Source organism: Pannonibacter sp. CBAS1226, from assembly GCF_055685825.1.
Map to the genome: position 1 here is coordinate 178,272 of NZ_JBVOUO010000009.1, position 18,788 is coordinate 197,059.

The 18,788-nt window shown below is 63.2% G+C and carries 20 protein-coding genes; 13 read left to right on the forward strand and 7 right to left on the reverse strand.

Translation table 11 applies throughout. The features are described 5' to 3' along the window. Positions 1-144 precede the first annotated feature (144 nt). Entirely contained in the window at positions 145-963 is an 819-nt protein-coding gene (locus AC0CMF_RS21385) for a MerR family transcriptional regulator (protein WP_186392157.1), read from the reverse strand. 251 nt (positions 964-1,214) lie between these two features. On the opposite strand from AC0CMF_RS21385, the gene AC0CMF_RS21390 reads away from it, so the two are divergent. Both AC0CMF_RS21390 and AC0CMF_RS21395 read left to right on the forward strand, forming a co-directional pair. Beyond that, positions 1,215-2,492: a 4-aminobutyrate--2-oxoglutarate transaminase gene (locus AC0CMF_RS21390; protein ID WP_374630796.1), complete on the forward strand. Its 1,278-nt coding sequence runs from the start codon at positions 1,215-1,217 to the stop codon at positions 2,490-2,492. Positions 2,493-2,495: 3 nt separating this feature from the next. Next, complete coding sequence (locus tag AC0CMF_RS21395) at positions 2,496-3,974, forward strand: NAD-dependent succinate-semialdehyde dehydrogenase (protein WP_122519288.1); 1,479 nt, start codon at positions 2,496-2,498, stop codon at positions 3,972-3,974. Positions 3,975-4,120: 146 nt separating this feature from the next. On the opposite strand, the gene AC0CMF_RS21400 is transcribed toward AC0CMF_RS21395, so the two are convergent. Together AC0CMF_RS21400 and AC0CMF_RS21405 are read right to left on the reverse strand one after the other, a co-directional pair. Then, positions 4,121-4,339: a helix-turn-helix domain-containing protein gene (locus tag AC0CMF_RS21400; RefSeq protein WP_050472167.1), complete on the reverse strand. Its 219-nt coding sequence runs from the start codon at positions 4,337-4,339 to the stop codon at positions 4,121-4,123. Between the two features lie 10 nt (positions 4,340-4,349). Continuing rightward, positions 4,350-5,051 (reverse strand): DUF2975 domain-containing protein, encoded by a 702-nt coding sequence (locus AC0CMF_RS21405; RefSeq protein WP_472482451.1) that lies wholly within the window; start codon positions 5,049-5,051, stop codon positions 4,350-4,352. A gap of 496 nt (positions 5,052-5,547) precedes the next feature. Here AC0CMF_RS21405 and AC0CMF_RS21410 point away from each other — a divergent pair, with 496 nt between their 5' ends. The 4 genes from AC0CMF_RS21410 (at position 5,548) to AC0CMF_RS21425 (ending at position 9,544) form a co-directional block, all read left to right on the forward strand. Then, a complete protein-coding gene (locus tag AC0CMF_RS21410; RefSeq protein ID WP_374630791.1) occupies positions 5,548-6,252 on the forward strand; it encodes an outer membrane protein in 705 nt (234 codons plus the stop codon). Between the two features lie 838 nt (positions 6,253-7,090). Further along, on the forward strand, positions 7,091-8,470 hold the full coding sequence (gene mgtE / locus AC0CMF_RS21415) for a magnesium transporter (RefSeq protein WP_374630789.1): 1,380 nt from the start codon (positions 7,091-7,093) through the stop codon (positions 8,468-8,470). 119 nt (positions 8,471-8,589) lie between these two features. Next, entirely contained in the window at positions 8,590-8,916 is a 327-nt protein-coding gene (locus AC0CMF_RS21420) for a hypothetical protein (protein ID WP_374630787.1), read from the forward strand. After that, the gene (locus AC0CMF_RS21425; protein ID WP_058897982.1) at positions 8,843-9,544 is read left to right on the forward strand and encodes an MgtC/SapB family protein; all 702 of its coding nucleotides are present in this window, start codon (positions 8,843-8,845) and stop codon (positions 9,542-9,544) included. Before AC0CMF_RS21420 ends, AC0CMF_RS21425 begins: the two co-directional genes overlap by 74 nt. 42 nt (positions 9,545-9,586) lie before the next feature. Here AC0CMF_RS21425 and AC0CMF_RS21430 read toward each other — a convergent pair whose 3' ends face one another. The 4 genes from AC0CMF_RS21430 to dctP form a co-directional block, all read right to left on the reverse strand. Then, a complete protein-coding gene (locus AC0CMF_RS21430) occupies positions 9,587-10,420 on the reverse strand; it encodes a shikimate dehydrogenase family protein (protein WP_374630784.1) in 834 nt (277 codons plus the stop codon). A gap of 179 nt (positions 10,421-10,599) precedes the next feature. Further along, the gene (locus AC0CMF_RS21435; protein WP_374630782.1) at positions 10,600-11,895 is read right to left on the reverse strand and encodes a TRAP transporter large permease; all 1,296 of its coding nucleotides are present in this window, start codon (positions 11,893-11,895) and stop codon (positions 10,600-10,602) included. Then, positions 11,892-12,458 (reverse strand): TRAP transporter small permease, encoded by a 567-nt coding sequence (locus AC0CMF_RS21440; protein WP_374630780.1) that lies wholly within the window; start codon positions 12,456-12,458, stop codon positions 11,892-11,894. Before AC0CMF_RS21440 ends, AC0CMF_RS21435 begins: the two co-directional genes overlap by 4 nt. 209 nt (positions 12,459-12,667) lie before the next feature. Continuing rightward, positions 12,668-13,669 carry a TRAP transporter substrate-binding protein DctP gene (gene dctP / locus AC0CMF_RS21445; RefSeq protein ID WP_050472174.1) on the reverse strand — a complete coding sequence of 334 codons (1,002 nt, stop codon included), beginning with the start codon at positions 13,667-13,669 and terminating at the stop codon, positions 12,668-12,670. 180 nt (positions 13,670-13,849) lie between these two features. Between dctP and AC0CMF_RS21450 the strand changes: the two genes are divergently transcribed. The 7 genes from AC0CMF_RS21450 to AC0CMF_RS21480 all read left to right on the forward strand — a co-directional run bounded on the left by AC0CMF_RS21450 (position 13,850) and on the right by AC0CMF_RS21480 (position 18,764). Further along, complete coding sequence (locus AC0CMF_RS21450; RefSeq protein ID WP_050472175.1) at positions 13,850-14,554, forward strand: GntR family transcriptional regulator; 705 nt, start codon at positions 13,850-13,852, stop codon at positions 14,552-14,554. Then, positions 14,551-15,348: a sugar phosphate isomerase/epimerase family protein gene (locus tag AC0CMF_RS21455; protein WP_374630778.1), complete on the forward strand. Its 798-nt coding sequence runs from the start codon at positions 14,551-14,553 to the stop codon at positions 15,346-15,348. Before AC0CMF_RS21450 ends, AC0CMF_RS21455 begins: the two co-directional genes overlap by 4 nt. Beyond that, positions 15,345-15,788: a type II 3-dehydroquinate dehydratase gene (gene aroQ, locus AC0CMF_RS21460; protein ID WP_374630777.1), complete on the forward strand. Its 444-nt coding sequence runs from the start codon at positions 15,345-15,347 to the stop codon at positions 15,786-15,788. The genes AC0CMF_RS21455 and aroQ overlap by 4 nt, the downstream gene beginning before the upstream one ends. Positions 15,789-15,853: 65 nt before the next feature. Continuing rightward, positions 15,854-16,747 (forward strand): dioxygenase family protein, encoded by an 894-nt coding sequence (locus AC0CMF_RS21465; protein ID WP_374630775.1) that lies wholly within the window; start codon positions 15,854-15,856, stop codon positions 16,745-16,747. A gap of 7 nt (positions 16,748-16,754) precedes the next feature. Beyond that, positions 16,755-17,537, forward strand: coding sequence for a fumarylacetoacetate hydrolase family protein (locus tag AC0CMF_RS21470; protein WP_058900524.1), 783 nt, complete (start codon positions 16,755-16,757; stop codon positions 17,535-17,537). 49 nt (positions 17,538-17,586) lie between these two features. Then, positions 17,587-18,348, forward strand: a complete 762-nt coding sequence (locus AC0CMF_RS21475) for an HpcH/HpaI aldolase family protein (RefSeq protein ID WP_374630773.1) — start codon at positions 17,587-17,589, stop codon at positions 18,346-18,348. Positions 18,349-18,410: 62 nt separating this feature from the next. Then, complete coding sequence (locus tag AC0CMF_RS21480; protein ID WP_374630771.1) at positions 18,411-18,764, forward strand: magnesium transporter; 354 nt, start codon at positions 18,411-18,413, stop codon at positions 18,762-18,764. Positions 18,765-18,788: the final 24 nt, after the last annotated feature.

An 18,788-nucleotide genomic window follows, 5' to 3' on the forward strand; every position in this document is an offset into this window, starting at 1 on the left:
ACTGGCCGCTCCCTCCCGGCCTCCCTGCTGATTGATCTGCCTCATACCAAAGCTTTCGATGCTGACGCATCACGCCTTGAAAATGCTCAAGCGCCGCACCGGCTTAACCAGTTCTCGATGAGTCGAGCTCATCGAGAACTGGTATCAGAACGACGCCGGAGTGTTGACCCACAGGAGCACGGTTTCGCCGCCGCTGAGATTGCGCCAGGAATGCGGGCGGCGGCTTTCGAAATAGAAGGAATCGCCCGCCTGCAAGGTGATGAAGCGGTCCTGCTCCAGAATGATTTCCAGCGCCCCGGACAGCACATGGACGAATTCCTCGCCCTCATGCGCATAGGCGCCTTCGCTCGACGCGCCGGGGGCGAGCACGAAGCGGTGGCACTCCATCTGGAACGGCCCTTCCGCCAGCACCTGCACCACCACACCGGAGGCCGTCGGCGGCCAGCTGGCCCAGGTGCCGCTGCGCACCAGTGACTCGCCCGTGCTGTTGCCTTCAGTGCCCGTAAGAGCTGCCAGCGTGGTGCCGAAATGCCCGGCCAGATCGCGCAGCGCCTTCAACGACAACCCCTGCGAGGTGCGCTCGAAGGTGGACAGCACGGAAGACGACACGCCAATGGCCGCGCTGACCTGTCCGAGCGTCTGCCCGGCCTCACGCCGCAGATGGCGGAACTTCGGCCCCAGTTGCGGCACAGCGGCACGGCGGGCGGCCTTGCGCTGCCGGGATGGCTTGCCAACTGTTTCCGCCAGCCCCTCGCGGATGGCTGCCGGATTGATCCCCTTTTCCTGCCGCAGCCAGCTGATCTTCTTCAGCTGCTCCACATGGGCCTCGCTGTAGAGCCGCTGGCCCTTGTCCGTTCGCAGCGGCTCGATCAGGCCCTGGCTCTCCCACAGCCGCAGCGTGGAGGCGGACACACCGGCCATGCGCGCCGCTTCGGCGATCTTGAAACGCACCGGTTCTGTCATGGCCTTGCGCCGCTCCGCTGTTCCGAATCTTCAAGGCACTCATACCAACTCTCGATGGGCTTGACTCATCGAGAGTTGATCAAGCCCGTGCGGCGCCTGAGCCTTGTCAAGGCGTGATGCGTCAGCATCTCAGAGCCTTGGTATAAAAAGTGGCACAGGCGGGATTGCAACTCTACAGAAAAAATGTAGAGTTTTATTTCGGTGATGCGGGCCGGCATTTTTCACGAGGTCCGCCCTGTCTGGAGATGAAGATGCAGAATTCTCAGATCGCGGCCCGGCGGGCTGCTGCCATTTCGCGCGGCGTCGGCGTGACGACGCAGGTCTATGCCCACAAGGCCGAGAATGCCGAGATCTGGGATGTGGAGGGCCGCCGCTACATCGACTTTGCCGCAGGCATCGCCGTGGTAAACACCGGCCACCGGCACCCCAAGGTGATCGAGGCCGTGAAGGCGCAGCTCGACAGCTTCACCCACACCTGCCACCAGGTCGTGCCCTACGAGAACTATGTGGCACTGGCCGAAAAGCTGAATGCCGCCGTGCCCGGCGACTTTGCCAAGAAGACCATCTTCGTCACCACCGGCGCCGAGGCGGTGGAAAATGCCGTCAAGATTGCCCGCGCCGCCACGAACCGGCCCGCCGTCATCGCCTTCACCGGCGGCTTCCATGGCCGCACCTTCATGGGCATGACGCTGACCGGCAAGGTGCAGCCCTACAAGGCCGGCTTCGGCGCCATGATGCCGGACGTGTTCCACGTGCCCTTCCCCGTCGAGCTGCATGGCGTATCCATCGAGGATTCGCTCTCCGTACTCGAGAAGCTGTTCAAGGCAGCCGTGGACCCGGCGCGCGTTGCCGCCTTCATCGTCGAGCCCGTGCAGGGCGAAGGCGGCTTCTATGAAGTGCCGCACGCCTTCATGGAGAAGCTGCAGGAGATCGCCCGCAAGCACGGCATCCTGCTGATTGCCGACGAAGTGCAGACCGGCTTTGCCCGCACCGGCAAACTCTTCGCCATGGAGCATTACGGCGTCGTGCCGGACATCACCACCATGGCCAAGGGCCTTGGCGGCGGTTTCCCGATTGCCGCCGTTACAGGCCGCGCCGAGATCATGGATGCCCCTGCCCCCGGCGGCCTTGGCGGCACCTATGGCGGCAACCCGATTGGCGTTGCCGCAGGTCTTGCCGTGCTCGAAGTGATCGAGGAAGAGGGCCTGTGCGAGCGCGCCCTCAGCCTTGGCAACAGGCTGAAGCAGCGCCTCTCCGGCCTTGCCGCCAGCGTGCCGCAGATCGCCGATGTGCGCGGCCCCGGCTTCATGAATGCGGTGGAGTTCAACATTCCGGGAACCTCGACCCCGGACCCGGAGTTCACCAACAGGGTGCGCGAGAAGGCGCTGGAGCGCGGCTTGATCCTTCTCACCTGCGGCGTCTACGGTAACGTCATCCGTTTCCTTGCGCCCGTCACCATTCCCGATGATGTGTTCAGCGAGGCGCTGGACATTCTCGAAGCCGCGCTTCTCGGCGCGAAGGAAGGCTGAACCATGACGATTTCCACCTCTCTCCTGTCCCGCCTGAAGGACGCTTCGCTCGTCACGGACAAGGCCTATATCAACGGCTCCTGGCGCTCGGCCAGCGAAAGCGGCGCCACCTTCGAGGTCACCAATCCGGCCAATGGCGAAGTGATCGCCACCCTGCCGGATATGGGCCGCGAGGAAACCGCGCAGGCGATCGACGCCGCCCATGCCGCGCAGGTTGCCTGGGCGGCCCGCACGGGCAAGGACCGCGCGGCCGTGCTGCGCAAGCTCTTCGACCTGATGGTCGCCAACGCCGATGATCTTGCCACCATCCTGACCATGGAAATGGGCAAGCCGCTGGCCGAAGCGCGCGGCGAAATCCTCTATGGCGCCTCCTACATGGAGTGGTTCGCCGAAGAGGCCAAGCGCGTCTATGGCGACACCATCCCCGGCCACCAGCCGGACAAGCGCATCATCATCATCCGCCAGCCGGTGGGTGTGGTGGCGGCCATCACCCCGTGGAACTTCCCCAATGCGATGCTGGCGCGCAAGCTTGCCCCGGCGCTGGCAGCTGGCTGCGCCATGGTCTCCAAACCTGCCGCCGAAACGCCGCTGTCCGCCCTTGCCCTCGCCGTTCTGGCCGAGCGCGCGGGCCTGCCCGCCGGCCTCTACAACGTGATCCTGGGCACCGATGCGCCCGCCATCGGCCAGGAATTCACCAGCAACGCCAAGGTGCGCAAGCTCACCTTCACCGGCTCCACCGAGGTTGGCCGCATCCTGATGCGTCAGGGCGCGGACAACATCATGAAGCTGGGGCTGGAGCTGGGCGGCAACGCGCCCTTCATCGTCTTCGAGGACGCCGACCTGGATGCCGCCGTCGAAGGCGCCATGGTCTCGAAATACCGCAACAACGGCCAGACCTGCGTCTGCGCCAACCGCATCTATGTGCATGCGGATGTCTATGACGCCTTCGCCGAAAAGCTGGCGGCCAAAGTTTCGGCCATGAAGGTGGGCGACGGTTTCGAGGACGGGGTGAATGCCGGTCCGCTGATCGACGATGCTGCCCTCGCCAAGGTCAACGACCACATCGCCGACGCCACCTCCAAGGGCGCCAAGGTGATGCTGGGCGGCAAGGCCCACACGCGCGGCGGCCTGTTCTTCGAACCGACGGTGCTGACGGACGTGACGCCGGCCATGAAGATCGCCCGTGAGGAGACCTTCGGCCCCGTCGCCCCGCTCTTCCGCTTCAAGACCGAGGCGGACGTGATCGCCATGGCCAACAACACGGAATTCGGCCTCGCCTCCTATTTCTACTCGCGCGATGTGTCGAAGATCTTCCGCGTCGCCGAGGCTCTGGAATACGGCATGGTCGGCATCAACACCGGCCTCATCTCCACCGAAGTCGCCCCCTTCGGCGGCATCAAACAGTCCGGCCAGGGCCGCGAGGGCTCCCGCTACGGCCTCGAGGACTACACCGAGATGAAATACCTCTGCCTCAGCATCTGAGGACAGGAGCAGACTGAAGCACAAATCCCCCGGGGCGGGCACGCTCCGGGGGATTTTGTTTTTCCAGGCGGTTTAAGTCCGGATGCTCCCTGTTCAGCCCCCTCGGCGGGGGCACTGTCGATAAAAACGGGGCCACCGAAAGTGCTCTAGCTTGAGCTCTCGCCGCTCCGGTAGATCAGAATGTCGCCGGGCTGACATTCCAGCACCTCGCAGATCCGTTCCAGAGTTTCGAAACGGACACCCTTGACCTTGCCGGACTTGAGCAGGGACACGTTCTGCTCGGTGATACCGATCTTCTCGGCCAGTTCCTTTGACCGCATCTTGCGGCGGGCGAGCATGACGTCGAGTTCTATGATGATGGGCATACCGGAAGCCTCAGACGAACTGCTGGTTTTCTTCATGCGCGAGGGCAGCCTCGCGCATCACCCATCCGAGCAGAAGCACAAGCGCGCCCAGAACCAGGAACAGGATCTGCCCGGCTTCCAGCGAGAGTGAAATCTGTTTCTCGCCTTCCGGCAGGTCAAAGGTCATCAACACCGAACTGACTGGATCGAAAACGAAATCCATCGCCCCGAGGACGAGCAGCCACCTGCCGCTCTGCACGATAATGGACAAGGTGCGGCTTGAGAAAAAGTCCAGCTCGGCAAGACGGGCGAAGAGCTGGCGCAGCTTCCACAGCAGCATCAGCACAGCTTCAATGAGGATGACCAGCAACAGCGTGATGCCGATGCGCTGAGGCAGGCTGATCTCAAGAATGACGCGTGAAACGCCGCCGATATCGACCGTTTCCTCCGGGCCGTATCCCAGCAGCCCCGGTGCCAGCAGCACCACGCAGACCAGCAGGCCGAACAGGGCGGTGATAGATGCGAGACCGGTCAGAAGCCACTTCATGCCTCCGGAAAAAGACTGGATGCGATGCAGGCGGTGCGCCTGATCGTCACTGGTCCTGAACAGGGAATGAAAGATGCCGGATGCCATGGGAAACGTCCTGATAGGGGCTACTGGGTTCAGTAGTACCGCCCATGCCGGCACCCCGCAATGAGAAAACAATGCGATTGACAAAAAAATATAATTCATTCATTTGAAAATTATCGCATAACGATAAAAAATTGATCTGATCCGTAGTCCTGGCCCGGGAATTCGACTGCCACCCGGCAGCCCGCCGGCCGGATGATGATCGCCTGGAGCAGAGCCCCATGAGTCTTTCCGCTGTTCCCACCGAGCGCCCCTGCAGCCGCCGCGCTCTATGCGCCATCGCCGCTGCGCTTCTGTCGATTGGACTGTTCACCGCGGCAGTTCTGGCTGCTGGTCCCCACAGAACGCTGCCGGAAACGGCACACGAGGGTGCCGGATGCCCTGAGATCTGCCCCGGCGGCTTGTGCTGGATCCGTCTTTAGGGGCGCCTGCCAACGAAAATCCAAAATAATGCTGTTGACAAAAAAATTAGAATTAAGCATCTAAAAATTATCGCCTAACAGCAATTTTTCACGCAGAAGGCGATATGATTGAAGTCCCCCTTCCGCCGCCGGTGAAACTGCCGGCGTTGCGGCGATCAACCGGAGCAGAACTCTCCATGCGTTTTTCCTTTGTTTCCCTGAACCGCTCTGCCGCCCGCACCGGAGTGCGCGGCCTTGCCGCGGCGATTGTCTGCTCGGCTGCATTGCCAGCCTTCGCCGCCGATATGCCCGGCAGCCTGCCGGACTATGAGAACGTCAGCTCGCATGAGCGCAAAAAGCCGTTGTTTGCCGGCAGCTACATGGGCCTTGAGGCCGGTGTGTCCGGTAATACCGACAGGAGCAAGGGCAGCGGCAAGAAATCCTCGTCGCGGATGGACGCGGCCTTTGGTCTGTTCGGCGGCTACAACTGGCAGATGGGCAGCGCCATCGCCGGTGTCGAAGGTTCGGCCACCTATCTCGGCAACAAGAAGACAGCGGCGGGAACCGGTGCGCTCAGCGGCGTACGCTCCCATTCGCCCTGGGCGGCGGACATCAAGGGCCGCGTCGGCATGCCGGTGGGCCAGTTCATGCCCTATCTGTCGGCCGGTGTTGCCCTGACGCAGCACACCCATCAGATGCAGGGCTTCAAGGACAAGAAGTCTGTTGCCGTAAGGCCGGTGGTCGGTGGCGGTCTGGAAATGGCCATGACTGACAACATGCGCCTGCGCGCCGACTACACGCTGACGATGGGCAGCAACAAGAAGCAGTCCTTCGGCTCCACCACCTTCAAGGAAAGCTCCACCAATCACCGTCTGATGTTTGGCTCCTCCTACGCCTTCTGATCCCCTCTGGAAGGTAAAAGACGCGCCAGACCGGGCCGCCGCTCCTGCGGCGGCCCGTTGTTTTTGCTGCGATTTTCTGCAGACGCCAGCAGCCCGCCGCAGGTCTTTGGTGCGGTCAGCGCCATTTTTCCCTTGATCTCAACAAACCATCGGCCTATTTGCCTTTCGTCCGCACTGGTGCAGCTGCGGGCCTATCTGACAATCGAGAGAACCATGGACGGCTATTCTAGTCGTGGCGTCCTGAAGCGGGCGCCACTCCAGACAGAACAGATCGCTCCCGGCAAGGGCCGGGTGACCGGCGGCGTCCACGCCTGAGGGCGGCCCCGTTCACCTCTTCCCCCGCCGTGAGGGGTCGCAGGAGGTGAACATGAACAAGCTCATCTTGTTTCCGCAGGCTGGCCGGCTTCCGCCGGAGCGTGCGATTTTCCCAGCAGCAAAGGCACAGGCCAGCCATTTCCGGCCTGACGTGCGGCAAGGTGCACGGCCTGTCTCCGGCCGCCAGCTGATCTGCCGCTGGTCTGTCCCCCATTCAAACGGCAAGCTCTGCTGCCGCTGGACCACCGAGGACCCGGCGGCAGACGACGGCGCAAGCATGCAATCTGCACGATTGCCGCTTGCACTGCGCCAGCCTCGCCTTACCGGCTGCCTGCGGGCAGCCTGAACCCAGACCGGAGCACTCCCATGGACGACCGACCTAGACGTTGGGCCGCGCGGCATTCGTGCCCCGTGGCCATGCCCCTCAAGCCCATTCCAACTGCCCGCCGGCGTCTGATCCTGCCACCTCGTTGATGGCGGGTCCTCCGCCGGTGGCCGCCTGACCATCGACGGAGTAATGACCATGACCACCCTCATCACTGCCGCTGCCTTCCGCAGCTTCCTTGACCGCAAGGACACCGGCTCCATCAAGGCCGCGCTTGCCGACCGGCATCCGGCAGATATCGCCGCCGTGACCGCAAGCCTCGCCCCGGAGGAGATCACGCAGATCCTGCTGCTTCTGCCCGAACGGCGCGAGGCGGAGGTTTTCGGCTATTTCGAGCCCGCCATCCAGGTGGCGGTTGCCGGTCAGCTGAGCCGGTCCGGTCTGGCCCGGCTTGTCACGGCCATGTCGCATGACGAGCGCGCCGACCTTTTCAACCGGCTGACGCCAGATCAGCAGCAGGCGCTGCTGCCCGGGATCGCCCATGCCGAGCGCGAGGATATCCGCAAGCTGGCCTCCTATCCCGAAGGCACGGCCGGCTCGATCATGACCTCCGACTATGCAACGCTGACGCCGGATCTCACCGTCCGCGAGGCCATCGACCGGCTGCGGCAGGAGGCGCCCGACCGGGAGACAATCTACGAGGCCTATGTGGTCGATGACCAGCGCCAGCTGACCGGTGTCGTGTCCCTGCGCGATCTGCTCCTCGCCCGCGACGAGGTGCAGGTGTCCGGCATCATGCGCAAGGGGGTGATCTTCGCCCATGTGCAGGACAAGCGCGACAGCGTGGTGCAGAAGATTGCCGATTACGACCTGCTGGCGCTGCCCATTGTCAATGGCGGCGATGCGCTCGCCGGCATTGTCACCGTCGATGACGCCATGGATGCCGCCGAGGCCCAGCGCGGGCGCCGGGTGCTGCAGTTCGGCGGCAACGTCGCTCCCGGCGGCGGTCCTGACCTCGATCTCAGGGCCTCCAGCTTTCTGGAGATGTTCAAGGTCCGCTCTTTCTGGCTGATCATGCTGACTGTCTTTGGCGTGATCACCAGCACCTTCGTCGCCGCTCAGGAGGAGATCCTGAGCCAGGCCATCGTTCTGGCAGCCTTCATTGCTCCAATCGTCGACATGGGCGGCAATACGGGCAGCCAGTCCGCAACGCTGGTCATCCGCGCCATGGCGCTTGGCGACCTCAAGCTGCGCTGGCGGGACATCTGGTTCGTGATCAAGCGCGAAATCCCCGTGGCGCTGACGCTCGGCGTTATCATTGCCCTGCTTGAGGCCGTGCTGGCCTATTTCAGCAAGGGCGTGGGAGGTGATGTGCTGCTGGTGGTTGGCCTGTCCATGGCCGCCTGCACCGTGCTGGGCGGGCTGATCGGCGCGCTCCTGCCGTTTGCCGCACGCCGCATCGGCACGGATCCGGCCACGCTGAGCTCGCCGATGATCACCTCGATCATGGATCTGCTCGGCGTCTTCATCTACTTCGGCCTCGCCTATGCCTTCCTCGGGCATCTGTTGGCCGGCTGATGGGCCCGCAAGACAGCGGCTGCGGACAGCGCTCGCGTTCCGGACACCTGGCTCCTTGGGACAGGCCGGAGCGCGGGCGCTGCCCGGCTGCAGGTTCATGAGCCGAAGGAGGCCCGGAGATGACCAGAGAGAACCAGCGCCCGTGGCTGAGAGCTTTATGTGAAGAAACCCGTTATCTCGCGATCCGCCGCCTGCTTCAGCTCGCAGGCGCAGCACTGACTGTCACAATGCGTCTTTATCGTGCCGGACTGGTTTCGCCCGCCGGGGTCAGGACAGGTTTCAGTCTTGCCGGCAAGGCGCAGCGCGCCGCCATCCTCCTGCTGCGCGTGGGACGGCGGCGCAACCGGAACAAGAACAAGGGAGACAAATTACATGACGATGGCGATCGAAGCCGCAGCTCTCCACCTGACCGCGGCCATGCTGCTGGGAGCTGCCATCGGTTTTGAACGGCAATGGCGCCAGCGGCTTGCCGGGCTGCGGACCAACACCCTTGTTGCGCTTGGGGCGGCGAGTTTCGTCGTCTTCTCGACGGTTGTTCCCGGCGATGCCAGCCCCACACGGGTTGCCGCCCAGGTCGTCTCCGGAATCGGCTTCCTCGGCGCGGGCATCATCTTCAGAGAGGGCCTTAACGTGCGCGGGCTGAACACGGCCGCCACCTTGTGGTGCTCGGCCTCCGTCGGGGTTCTCGCCGGAGCCGGTGCCCTCGCCTATGCCGCCGTCGTCACCGGGCTGGTCATCACCGTCAACCTGCTCCTGCGGCCGCTGGTCTTCCGCATCAACCGGCAGCCCCTGTCTTCGACGGAACTGGACTTCGGCTACAGGATCAGCATTGTCTGCCGCGGAGATCAGGAGGCCCATGTCCGGGCCTTGTTGCTGCAGGGGCTTGCGGCCAGCGCCATGCATCTGCGCCAGCTGGACAGCAGCAACATCGAAGACAGTGACCGGGTCGAGATCGAAGCAACCGTCCACGCCGACAGCCGGACGGACAAGGCCGTCGAACAGATCGTCGGCCGTCTCAGCCTCGAGCCATCAGTCACCGCAGCAAGATGGCGGGTGGAGGCTTTAAGCGACTGATGATCCCGCCCGGCACCTGCGAATGAGCGCCCGATGCGGCGCTCAATAGGCGATCCTGGCGACGGCGCGCAGTTCGTCCGCCGTTGCAGAACGAAAGCCGAAGAACTCAAGATAGGCGGGGATCTGCTCGAAAAGCATGTCCGTGCCAACCTGAAACTGGCAGCCGCGCTCGCGGGCCGCGGCAAGGAACGGGGTGATCTCGGTTTTCATCACCACCTCGCCGACAAAGGCCGACGGGTCGATGCGAGACACATCCACCGGCAGCGGATCTCCCTCTTTCATGCCGAGCGGCGTCGCATTGACCACCAGATCGTATCCGGCCGGATCGTTCGAGCCGGTGTTGACAGCAAGGCCGGGATAGGCCTGCCGCAGACGCGCCGCCAGCCCCAGCATCGACGGCTCAAAACCGTCGAACAGGGACAGCTGGGCAACACCCGCCTTGGCCAGGGATGCCGCGATCGCCGATCCAACGCCGCCCGAGCCCACGACCAGGGCCGCTTTGCCCGAAAGCTCCCGGCCTTTGCGCAGCACACCCCGGACAAAGCCTTCCCCGTCGAACATGTCGCCCACCAGCCTGCCATCGGGATCCAGCCGGATCGCATTGCACGCCCCGGCGACCTGTGCCGTCGTTGACGCCTCGTCAAGCAGCGCCATCGTCGTGACCTTGTGGGGCATGGTCACCAGAGCCCCGTGAATGTTCGACAGGCGGAAGACAAGCCTCAGGAATTCGGTGTAGTCCTCCGCCTTGCAGCCCATCGGAACCACGACGGCATCAATGCCATGCTGCTCGAAAAACGGGTTGTAGATCATGGGAGCCCGGAAGGAACCGGTCGGGTATCCGAGATGGACGATCAGTTTGGTATTGCCCGAGATCACGTTTCACCTTTTTGTTTCGCCATAATCCTGGAGCAGTTTCGTTAAAAGCTGCGCCGCCGGAAGTGCTCTATCTCTTTGTTCTCCCGCAATTGCGGGGGGCTAATACCAAGACGCTGAGATGCTGACGCATCACGCCTTGAAATTGCTCAGGCGCCGCACCGGCTTATACCTGACACATTCTAGCCCTCGTAACCCGTCAGGCGCGGCAGGAAGAGAACGATGTCGGGGATCAGTATCATCGCCAGAAGCGCGGCGAGGAGAACCACCAGAAACGGCACCACGTCACGAATGATGTCGCGCAGCGGAATGCCCGTGACCGCATTGATGACAAACAGCAGGATCCCATAAGGCGGTGTGATCAGGCCGATCATGCAGTTCACGACGATCACGACCCCGAAATGCACCAGATCGATCCCCAGAAGGTTGCAGGCCGGAATGAACAGGGGAACGATAACCAGGATGATCGTGGTGGCGTCCAGCAGACAGCCCAGCACGAGCACCAGCGCGCTCACCGCCAGCAGGAATGTCAAGGGTGAGACGTCGACGTCCACGAGGTGGGCGGCCAGCGCTGCGGGAATGTTCTCCGATGCGACGATATAGTTCAGGATCAAGGCGCCGCCGATGACGATACCGACAGCCGCCGACGACCGCGCACTTTCCACCAGGATCATGTACAGCGTCTTCATCCGCAGCGAGCGGTAGAAGACGGCCGACAGCAGCAGCGCGTAGGCGGCGGCAACGGCTGCGGCCTCGGTTGGTGTCGTGACACCGCCATAGATCCCGTAAAGGAGGATCGCCGGCATCAGCAAGGCGGGAAAGGCCCGGCCCGTCACTCTTGGCAGATCACGGAACGGCACCGGTGCCTCGGTGGCGAAACCACGGCGGTGCGAGATCCAGGAATTCATCGCCATCAGCACGGCGCCCATGAGCAATCCGGGCAGAATGCCGCCGAGAAACAACGCTCCGACGGAAGCATTCGAGACCAGAGCGTACAGCACCATCGGGATGGAGGGCGGAATGATCGGGCCGATTGTGGCCGAGGCGGCTGTGATGGCTGCGGCATAGCCTGCAGGAAAGCGGCCATCCTTGCGCATCATGCCGATGATGATCTTGCCGATGCCTGCCGCATCGGCCACCGCCGATCCGGACATTCCGGAGAATATGAGCGACGCCATGACGTTGACATGGCCCAGCCCTCCCTTGAAGCGGCCGACGGTGGCGATGCAGAAGTTCAGCAGCCGGTCCGAAATCGTCCCCGCATTCATGATGTTCGCGGCGACAATGAAGAGCGGCACGGCGAGCAGCAGGAAGCTCTGGTAGATGCCGTCCGTCAGTGTCTTGCCGACGATGCCGATGGAAGCTCCCGCCGCCAGCATGTAGGCCATCGAGGCCACGATGATCGCATAGGCGATCGGGATGCCGATCCCGGACAGGAGAAAGAGGGCACCCACCATGATCAAGAGATCGAAACTCATTGTTCCTTCTCCGCGCGAACCGGCTCTTCATAGGGAGGCATGTGAAGCTCACGATCAGCGCCGGGGCGGAGGCAGTCCCAGGCGCGCAGGACATAGCGCAGACCAACAGCCGCGAGGAAGACGAAGTAGATCGAGTACACAGGCAGCATCTTCACCGGCAGGGTCGCCGAGGATTTCAGCCGCAACAGCTTCATCCTGTCATAGGTTGGCCCGATCGATGACCAGAGAGCTGCGGCGATGATCAGCGCGCCGGTGACCGCCAGAACCGTGCGGGTTTTCCGGCCCGCCATGTTGTAGATGATGTCGAAAGTGACGTGGTCACTATCCCGGACGACGAAGGCGATCCCCCAGAAGATCGTCCAGAGCCAGAGCACGAGGATGAACTCGACGGTCCAGCCGAAGGAAGAAGCATCAATGGCATTGCCAAAGGTCGAGACGAACCATTGCGAGCCAACCGCGTAGCGCACGAAAATCTGCAAGATGAACGTGCCGAAAATGGCGGCCATCATCAGCGCGGAAACTCCTTCGGCTATGTTACGGAGTGTGCTGATCACAGCCTTCATTGCGCCCCCTCCTGCTACCAAGGCCATGAGATGCTGCCGCATCAGCCTTGAAACCGCTCATGCGCCGCACGGGCATGAGCAACGCTGAATGAGTCAAACCTTGCTCTTCTGAGCCGGCATCACGCGGCGGTCAGCGTGACGCGCGCGGGTTGCTCCGGTTCCGGAACCACCGGCGCAGCGCAGGATGCGTTGCGCCGGTTTCAGGCGGCTCAGTTGCCGAGAGCGTTGACAGCGTCCAGGACGCCTTCCGGCCAGTTGGCGGCAAAGACACTGCTCAGATAGGCCAATTGCACCGCGCTGCGGAATGCGGCGACATCGGGCTCGTAGATATCCATCCCCTTGTCCTTGAGGAAGGTCACCAGCTCTTCTTCCTTGGCAAGCTGCGCAGCCCGGCCACTGTCGGCAGCGGCAACGGCAGCCGCGGTAACCGCTGCCTGCTGTTCCGCGGTCATTGCGTTGTAAACTTCCGCCGAGATGGCAATGAAGTTCCAGTCCACCAGGTGGGATGTCAGAACGATCTGCCTGGTGACCTCGTAGAACTTGGCGTCGACCACGGTTGGCAGCGGGTTGTCCTGGCCGTCAACGGCGCCGGTCTGCAGCGCGGTATAGACCTCGGTGAAGGCCATCGGGACCGGGTTTACGCCAAGCGCGCGGCCAAGGAACTGCCATGCATCAGAGCCCGGCATCCGCAGGTTGACGCCGGCCAGTTCGGCGGGGGTCTTCACATCAATTTCCGAACGGGGCTGGCGCAGGTTCACCTGGCGGCGCCCGAGATACATCGGCGCCAGCAACCGGATGCCAAGCTCGCTCTCGACCTTCTGCTTGAAAGGATCCATCAGCGGATCGTTGAAGACCCGGACCTGATGTTCAGCACTCTGCAGCACATACCCGGCCGCGAAGATCGACCATTCGGGGAAGAACGCCGCCAGCTCCTGTGCAGAGGTGATCGACATTTCGAGATCGCCGACGGCGATCGCCTCGAGTTCCGTCCCTTGCGCGAACAAGGTGCCGTTCCAGTGCGGCTCGAAGGCCGCAAATCCGGCAACGGCCGGACCGAAGACATTGATCATCGCGACAGCGCGCTGGTCAGTCTCCGAGTTCACAGCGGAAAGCCGAAGCCGGATTTTGTCCTGGGCGAATGCACCGGTGGCACTGACTGCGAGCACCGTGGCGGCCGCAAGAAGGGCGCGGCGCGTGATGGCAAAAAACATTCTGGTCCTCCCTCGGGTCAACGGCCCCGCTCTCACTCCTTAAGCGGACGAACCCATGAAGGGTTTCGTATCACTCCAGATCGATACAATCAATTAAAATCGATTTTCTGACCGATTATGGTTTTTCTCTTTACAGCCTTTTCCGGCCGCGATATCGTCGCGTTGATGAGGACCGCACCCATGTCAGTCTTGGATTTCAACGTAAAATCAACGGGTAAGCCCACCATCGCGGGGCAGATCGAGGCGCAGCTGCGCCACGACATCCTGCATGGCATTCTGGCTCCGGGCGCCAAATTGAATCTCGACAAGCTCCGGATTGCGATGGGTGTTGGATTGTCCCCCCTGCGCGAGGCCGTCACCCGGCTGGTCACGGAAGGGCTGATCGAAGCCGAGGCGCAGCGCGGCTATACCGTCACGCCGATCTCGGTCGCCAATCTCGACGAGGTCTGCGCCTTGCGGCTCGAACTTGAGCCTTACGCCCTGCGAAAATCCATCGAAAAGGGCGGTCTCGACTGGGAGGCCGCCGTCATGGGCGCCCTGTACCGCCTGAACAAGACCAGCCGGATCCCCGGCGACCCGGGCAGCCTTGCCAATTGGGAGGCTGCAAACAACGCCTTTCACCTGACGTTGATCGAGTGCTGCGGCATGCCGCTGCTAATCAAGATGTACAAGTCGCTTGTCAGCATGAATGACCGTTACAGGCACATCTATCTGAAGGCGGTTGCGGTTCAGCGCGACGTGATCGATGAACACACCGCCATTGCGGAGGCTGCCGTCGAACGTCGCGCGGACGATGCCGCCGCCTTGCTGATCAGGCACATCGAGCGCTCAACCAACAACCTGCGGCGCCTTATCTCCGATGAACTGCCGGCGGTTCCGCTGTGACCCGCCCGATCGGTCTGGGACATTTCACCTTTCTCGACCTGCCGCCAGCCGAACTGGTCCGGCTGGCACGGCGGTCCGGTTTCGGTTTCGTCGGCCTGCGTTTCCACCCGGTCACTCCCGGAGCGCTGAACTGGCTGCCCGATGCGCCCGGTCTGCGCGAACTGGCGCGCGTCATGGATGGCGAGGGCATCGGCCTCTACGACATCGAGACGGTCGTCATCGACGAGACGCTTGAGCCGGAGAGCCTGATTCCGGCGATGGAGGCGGCCAAAGCTCTCGGAGCCAAGCGCGTCAATGTTTGCGCGGATGTCTTTCCCGCACTTGCGGAGACCTTTGCAAGGATAAGCGCCCTGGCCACCGCACGCGGGCTGGGTCTAGACCTTGAATGCATGGCATGGCGCGGGATCAACACGCCGCGCGCCTGTCTTGATCTGATTGCGGCCTCAGGCGCCACCGGTGCGGCCTATCTGGCCGATGCGCTGCACCATTCGCGCTGCGGCGGCGTCCCCACGGACATAACCGCCATGCCGGCAGGCATGGTTGTTTCCGCGCAGCTCTGCGACGCGCCTGCCACCGCCCCGTCCGGCAACAGCGCGCTTCTGGCTGAAGCACGCGGCGGACGCCTTCTCCCCGGCGAGGGCGGGCTGGATCTTGCCGGGTTCGTACGGGCGCTGCCGGCCGCGGCGGCCGTCTCCGTCGAAATTCCTTCTGCCAGCGATGCACGCCCGCCGCTTGAGCGCGCCCGCGCCATCTTTTCCGCGGCCTCTGCCCTCTTCGCACCGGAGACAGCATGAAGACCATCCTTGTCCTTAACGGTCCCAATCTGAACCTTCTCGGCAAGCGCCAGCCCGAGATCTACGGGCGCGAAACGCTCGCTGATGTCGAACGCCTGTGCAATGCCGCCTGTGCGGACGGGTTTCGCATCCGCCTGCTTCAGTCCAACCACGAGGGCCAGCTGATCGACTGGATTCACGAAGCCCGCGAGACAACCTGCGGGCTGGTCTTCAATCCTGCTGCGTTCACGCATACCTCGATCGCGATTCTGGATGCGCTCAACACCTACGAGCCGCCAGTGATCGAGGTCCACATCAGCCAGGTGCACAAGCGCGAGGCCTTCCGGCACCACTCCTATGTATCGCTTCGCGCCGATGGGGTGATCGCAGGCCTCGGCCTTGAAGGCTACGCCGCCGGTGTGCGCCGGGTCTGCCAACTCACGTCCAGCCAGCCGCAGTGACAGCGGCGCGCCAGTCCCGGCGCTGACCCGCGAAACCGCACAGCCATCAAGAAGGAGGGCTCCGGATGACCATCATCCACAATCAGCAGGACGTGACGCCCGCCGTCCTGAAGGTCATGGAACAGACCAGCGATCCGCGCCTGCGCGAGATCATGGTGAGCCTGATCAAGCATCTGCACGGCTTCATCCGCGACGTCCGCCTGACCGAAACCGAGTTCCAGCAGGCGACCCGGATCCTCAACACGATGGGTCAGCAGAGCAACGACAAGCACAATGAATTCGTGCTCATGGCCGGGTCGCTCGGCGTGTCGTCCCTGGTCTGCCTGCTCAACAACGGGGACAATGGCACGACGGAAACCACACAGTCCCTGTTGGGCCCGTTCTGGCGCATGAACCATCCGGTCACGGAAAATGGCGGCTCGATCCTCCGGTCCGAAACCCCCGGCCCCCGGCTCTATGGCACGTTCACCTTCCTGGACCAGAACGGCTCTCCTGTCGAAGGGCTGGAGGTGGACATATGGCATGCCTCGCCCGTGGGCCTTTACGAGAACCAGGACGAGAGCCAGGCCGACTTCAATCTGCGCGGCAAGTTCATCACCGGGGCGGACGGAACCGTGCGGTTCCGGTCGGTCAAGCCCATCGGCTATCCGATCCCGACCGGGACGACGGTCGGCATGCTGCTGGCTGCACAGAACCGCCATCCCTACCGCCCGGCGCATGTGCATGTCCTGGCCCACAAGGAAGGGTTCAAGACATTGATCAACCAGACCTATGTCGATGAGACCAGCTATCTGACCTCGGATGTCCAGTTCGGGGTAACGGCGGCGCTGATTGGCAAGCTCGAAAAGCACACCGGCCCGCATCCCGAGGATGGTGAGGTGGGCGAATGGTACACGCTCGAACACACGCTGACGCTCGAGCCGGGCGTCTCGAAACTCCCCATCCCCCCAATCAAGTGAGCCGATGATGTTGACTGAACAGCAGCGCCAGGATGCCGCCGACGCGATCCTGCAGGCAGAACGGACCCGCCAGGTCTGTCCGCAGCCATCGAAGACATGGCCCGGCATGACGCTCGAGGACGCCTATGACGTCCAGCGCCGCTGGGCGGAGGCGCGCATTGCAGGCGGGGCGAAGATTGCCGGACGCAAGATCGGCCTCACCAGCCGCGCCATGCAGCAGGCCTCCAGGATGACCGAACCGGACTACGGCGTGATCCTGGACGACGCGCTGTTCTATGACGGCGCGCGGATCAAGGCCGGCACGTTCATCAAGCCACGGCTCGAGGTCGAACTGGCCTTCATCATGGGCGAGGATCTGCGTGGGGCCGGGTGCCAGGTGCATGACGTGCTCCGGGCAACGGAATTCGTTCAGCCTGCCCTGGAGATCATCGACTACCGCACCGAAGTGCCGCGCCAGATCGTCGACACCATCGCCGACAATGCCGCTTTCGGCGCGATCGTTCTGGGCGGGCGCACCATTCGCCCGTTCGACACCGATCTGCGCTGGATCGGCGCCACCCTGTCACAGAATGGCGTGATCGAAGAGACAGGCGTCTCGGCCGCGGTCATGGGGCACCCGGCCGCCGGTCTGGCGTGGCTGGTCAACAAGCTGGCCCCGCTCGGCGGCGGCTTGAAGAAGGGCGATATCGTGCTGGGAGGATCCTTTACCCGCCCCGTCGATATTTCCTCCGGCGACGTGATCTTCGCCGATTTCGGACATCTGGGCTCACTGGGCGTCCGGTTCGAGTGACCGGCCTGCCTGTGTCCCCACGCTCACTGCAACGTGCCGGGAGATGATCATGAATTTGCCTGCCAACGCTTTCAAGGCCGCGCTGCGCGCCGGACGGACCCAGATCGGCATCTGGAATTCGCTGTCAGATCCAGCCGTGGCCGAGCTTCTGGCCGGTTGCGGCTATGACTGGATGATGTTCGACACGGAACATTCCACGGCGGGCCCGAACGAAGTGATCAGCTTTCTGCGCACCGTGGCTCCCTACCCGGTCAGCGCGGTGGTGCGGCCCGGCTGGAACAATCCGGTGGAGATCAAGAAGCTTCTCGATGCCGGGGCGCAGACCCTGCTGATCCCCTATATCCAGTCTGCGGAAGAAGCCCGGCAGGCGGTGGCGGCCGTGACCTATCCGCCCAAGGGCGTGCGGGGCGTCTCCGGCATGACCCGCGCCAACCGCTACGGCGCCGTTGCCAACTATGCCACACGCGCCAATGAGGAAATCTGCCTGCTGGTCCAGGTCGAAACCCGCGAGGCGCTGTCGCAGCTCAGGGAGATCGCACAGGTGCCGGGCGTGGACGGCGTGTTCTTCGGTCCAGCCGATCTTGCGGCCAGTTTCGGCCACCCCGGCCAGCCCTCGCACCCCGAGGTCAGACAGGCAATCCTTGACGGGATCGGCGTGCTGCGCGGCCTTGGTGTGCCGGCGGGCATTCTGTCACTTGATCAGGATTTTCTGCGCGACGCCAGGGCCGCAGGCGCCCTGTTCATCGCGGTTGACACCGACAGCGGCCTGCTGCGCCGCGCCGCCCTCGCACGCCGCGCCGGCTGGTCCTGACACCAGCGCTGGAACGGGCGCCCGCCTGGCGCATGGCCCCCGCTTGCGCCGTGCTGGGCGGGTTGATCGGCGCGCTCCTGCCGTTTGCCGCATGCCGCACCGGCACGGATCCGGCCACGCTGAGCCCGCCGATGATCACCTCGATCATGGATCTGCTCGGCGTCCTCATCTACTTCTGCCTCACCTATGCCTTCCTCGGGCATATGCTGGTTGGGTCATGGGCCTGCAAGACAACGGCTGCGGACAGCGCTCGCGTTCCGGACACCTGGCTCTTTGGGACAGGCCGGAGCAGGGGCGCTGAAAATGGGCAAGGCGGTAAAATCTTTTTCTCTTACGAGACGAGCATGTCCGCCTATCGCAGGGTCAGATCGGGCGTGCCATCAGGCACTGGACTCGATCTCCTGGACGATCCATAACTCTCTTCCAGTATAAACTACGGA

What these genes read in the sequence shown, in the direction of transcription:
- AC0CMF_RS21385 (WP_186392157.1), bottom strand. Translation starts at nt 963, where the DNA reads ATGACAGAACCGGTGCGTTTCAAGATCGCCGAAGCGGCGCGCATGGCC.
- AC0CMF_RS21390 (WP_374630796.1), top strand. Translation starts at nt 1,215, where the DNA reads ATGCAGAATTCTCAGATCGCGGCCCGGCGGGCTGCTGCCATTTCGCGC.
- AC0CMF_RS21395 (WP_122519288.1), top strand. Translation starts at nt 2,496, where the DNA reads ATGACGATTTCCACCTCTCTCCTGTCCCGCCTGAAGGACGCTTCGCTC.
- AC0CMF_RS21400 (WP_050472167.1), bottom strand. Translation starts at nt 4,339, where the DNA reads ATGCCCATCATCATAGAACTCGACGTCATGCTCGCCCGCCGCAAGATG.
- AC0CMF_RS21405 (WP_472482451.1), bottom strand. Translation starts at nt 5,051, where the DNA reads ATGAATTATATTTTTTTGTCAATCGCATTGTTTTCTCATTGCGGGGTG.
- AC0CMF_RS21410 (WP_374630791.1), top strand. Translation starts at nt 5,548, where the DNA reads ATGCGTTTTTCCTTTGTTTCCCTGAACCGCTCTGCCGCCCGCACCGGA.
- mgtE (WP_374630789.1), top strand. Translation starts at nt 7,091, where the DNA reads ATGACCACCCTCATCACTGCCGCTGCCTTCCGCAGCTTCCTTGACCGC.
- AC0CMF_RS21420 (WP_374630787.1), top strand. Translation starts at nt 8,590, where the DNA reads ATGACCAGAGAGAACCAGCGCCCGTGGCTGAGAGCTTTATGTGAAGAA.
- AC0CMF_RS21425 (WP_058897982.1), top strand. Translation starts at nt 8,843, where the DNA reads ATGACGATGGCGATCGAAGCCGCAGCTCTCCACCTGACCGCGGCCATG.
- AC0CMF_RS21435 (WP_374630782.1), bottom strand. Translation starts at nt 11,895, where the DNA reads ATGAGTTTCGATCTCTTGATCATGGTGGGTGCCCTCTTTCTCCTGTCC.
- AC0CMF_RS21440 (WP_374630780.1), bottom strand. Translation starts at nt 12,458, where the DNA reads ATGAAGGCTGTGATCAGCACACTCCGTAACATAGCCGAAGGAGTTTCC.
- dctP (WP_050472174.1), bottom strand. Translation starts at nt 13,669, where the DNA reads ATGTTTTTTGCCATCACGCGCCGCGCCCTTCTTGCGGCCGCCACGGTG.
- AC0CMF_RS21450 (WP_050472175.1), top strand. Translation starts at nt 13,850, where the DNA reads ATGTCAGTCTTGGATTTCAACGTAAAATCAACGGGTAAGCCCACCATC.
- aroQ (WP_374630777.1), top strand. Translation starts at nt 15,345, where the DNA reads ATGAAGACCATCCTTGTCCTTAACGGTCCCAATCTGAACCTTCTCGGC.
- AC0CMF_RS21465 (WP_374630775.1), top strand. Translation starts at nt 15,854, where the DNA reads ATGACCATCATCCACAATCAGCAGGACGTGACGCCCGCCGTCCTGAAG.
- AC0CMF_RS21470 (WP_058900524.1), top strand. Translation starts at nt 16,755, where the DNA reads ATGTTGACTGAACAGCAGCGCCAGGATGCCGCCGACGCGATCCTGCAG.
- AC0CMF_RS21475 (WP_374630773.1), top strand. Translation starts at nt 17,587, where the DNA reads ATGAATTTGCCTGCCAACGCTTTCAAGGCCGCGCTGCGCGCCGGACGG.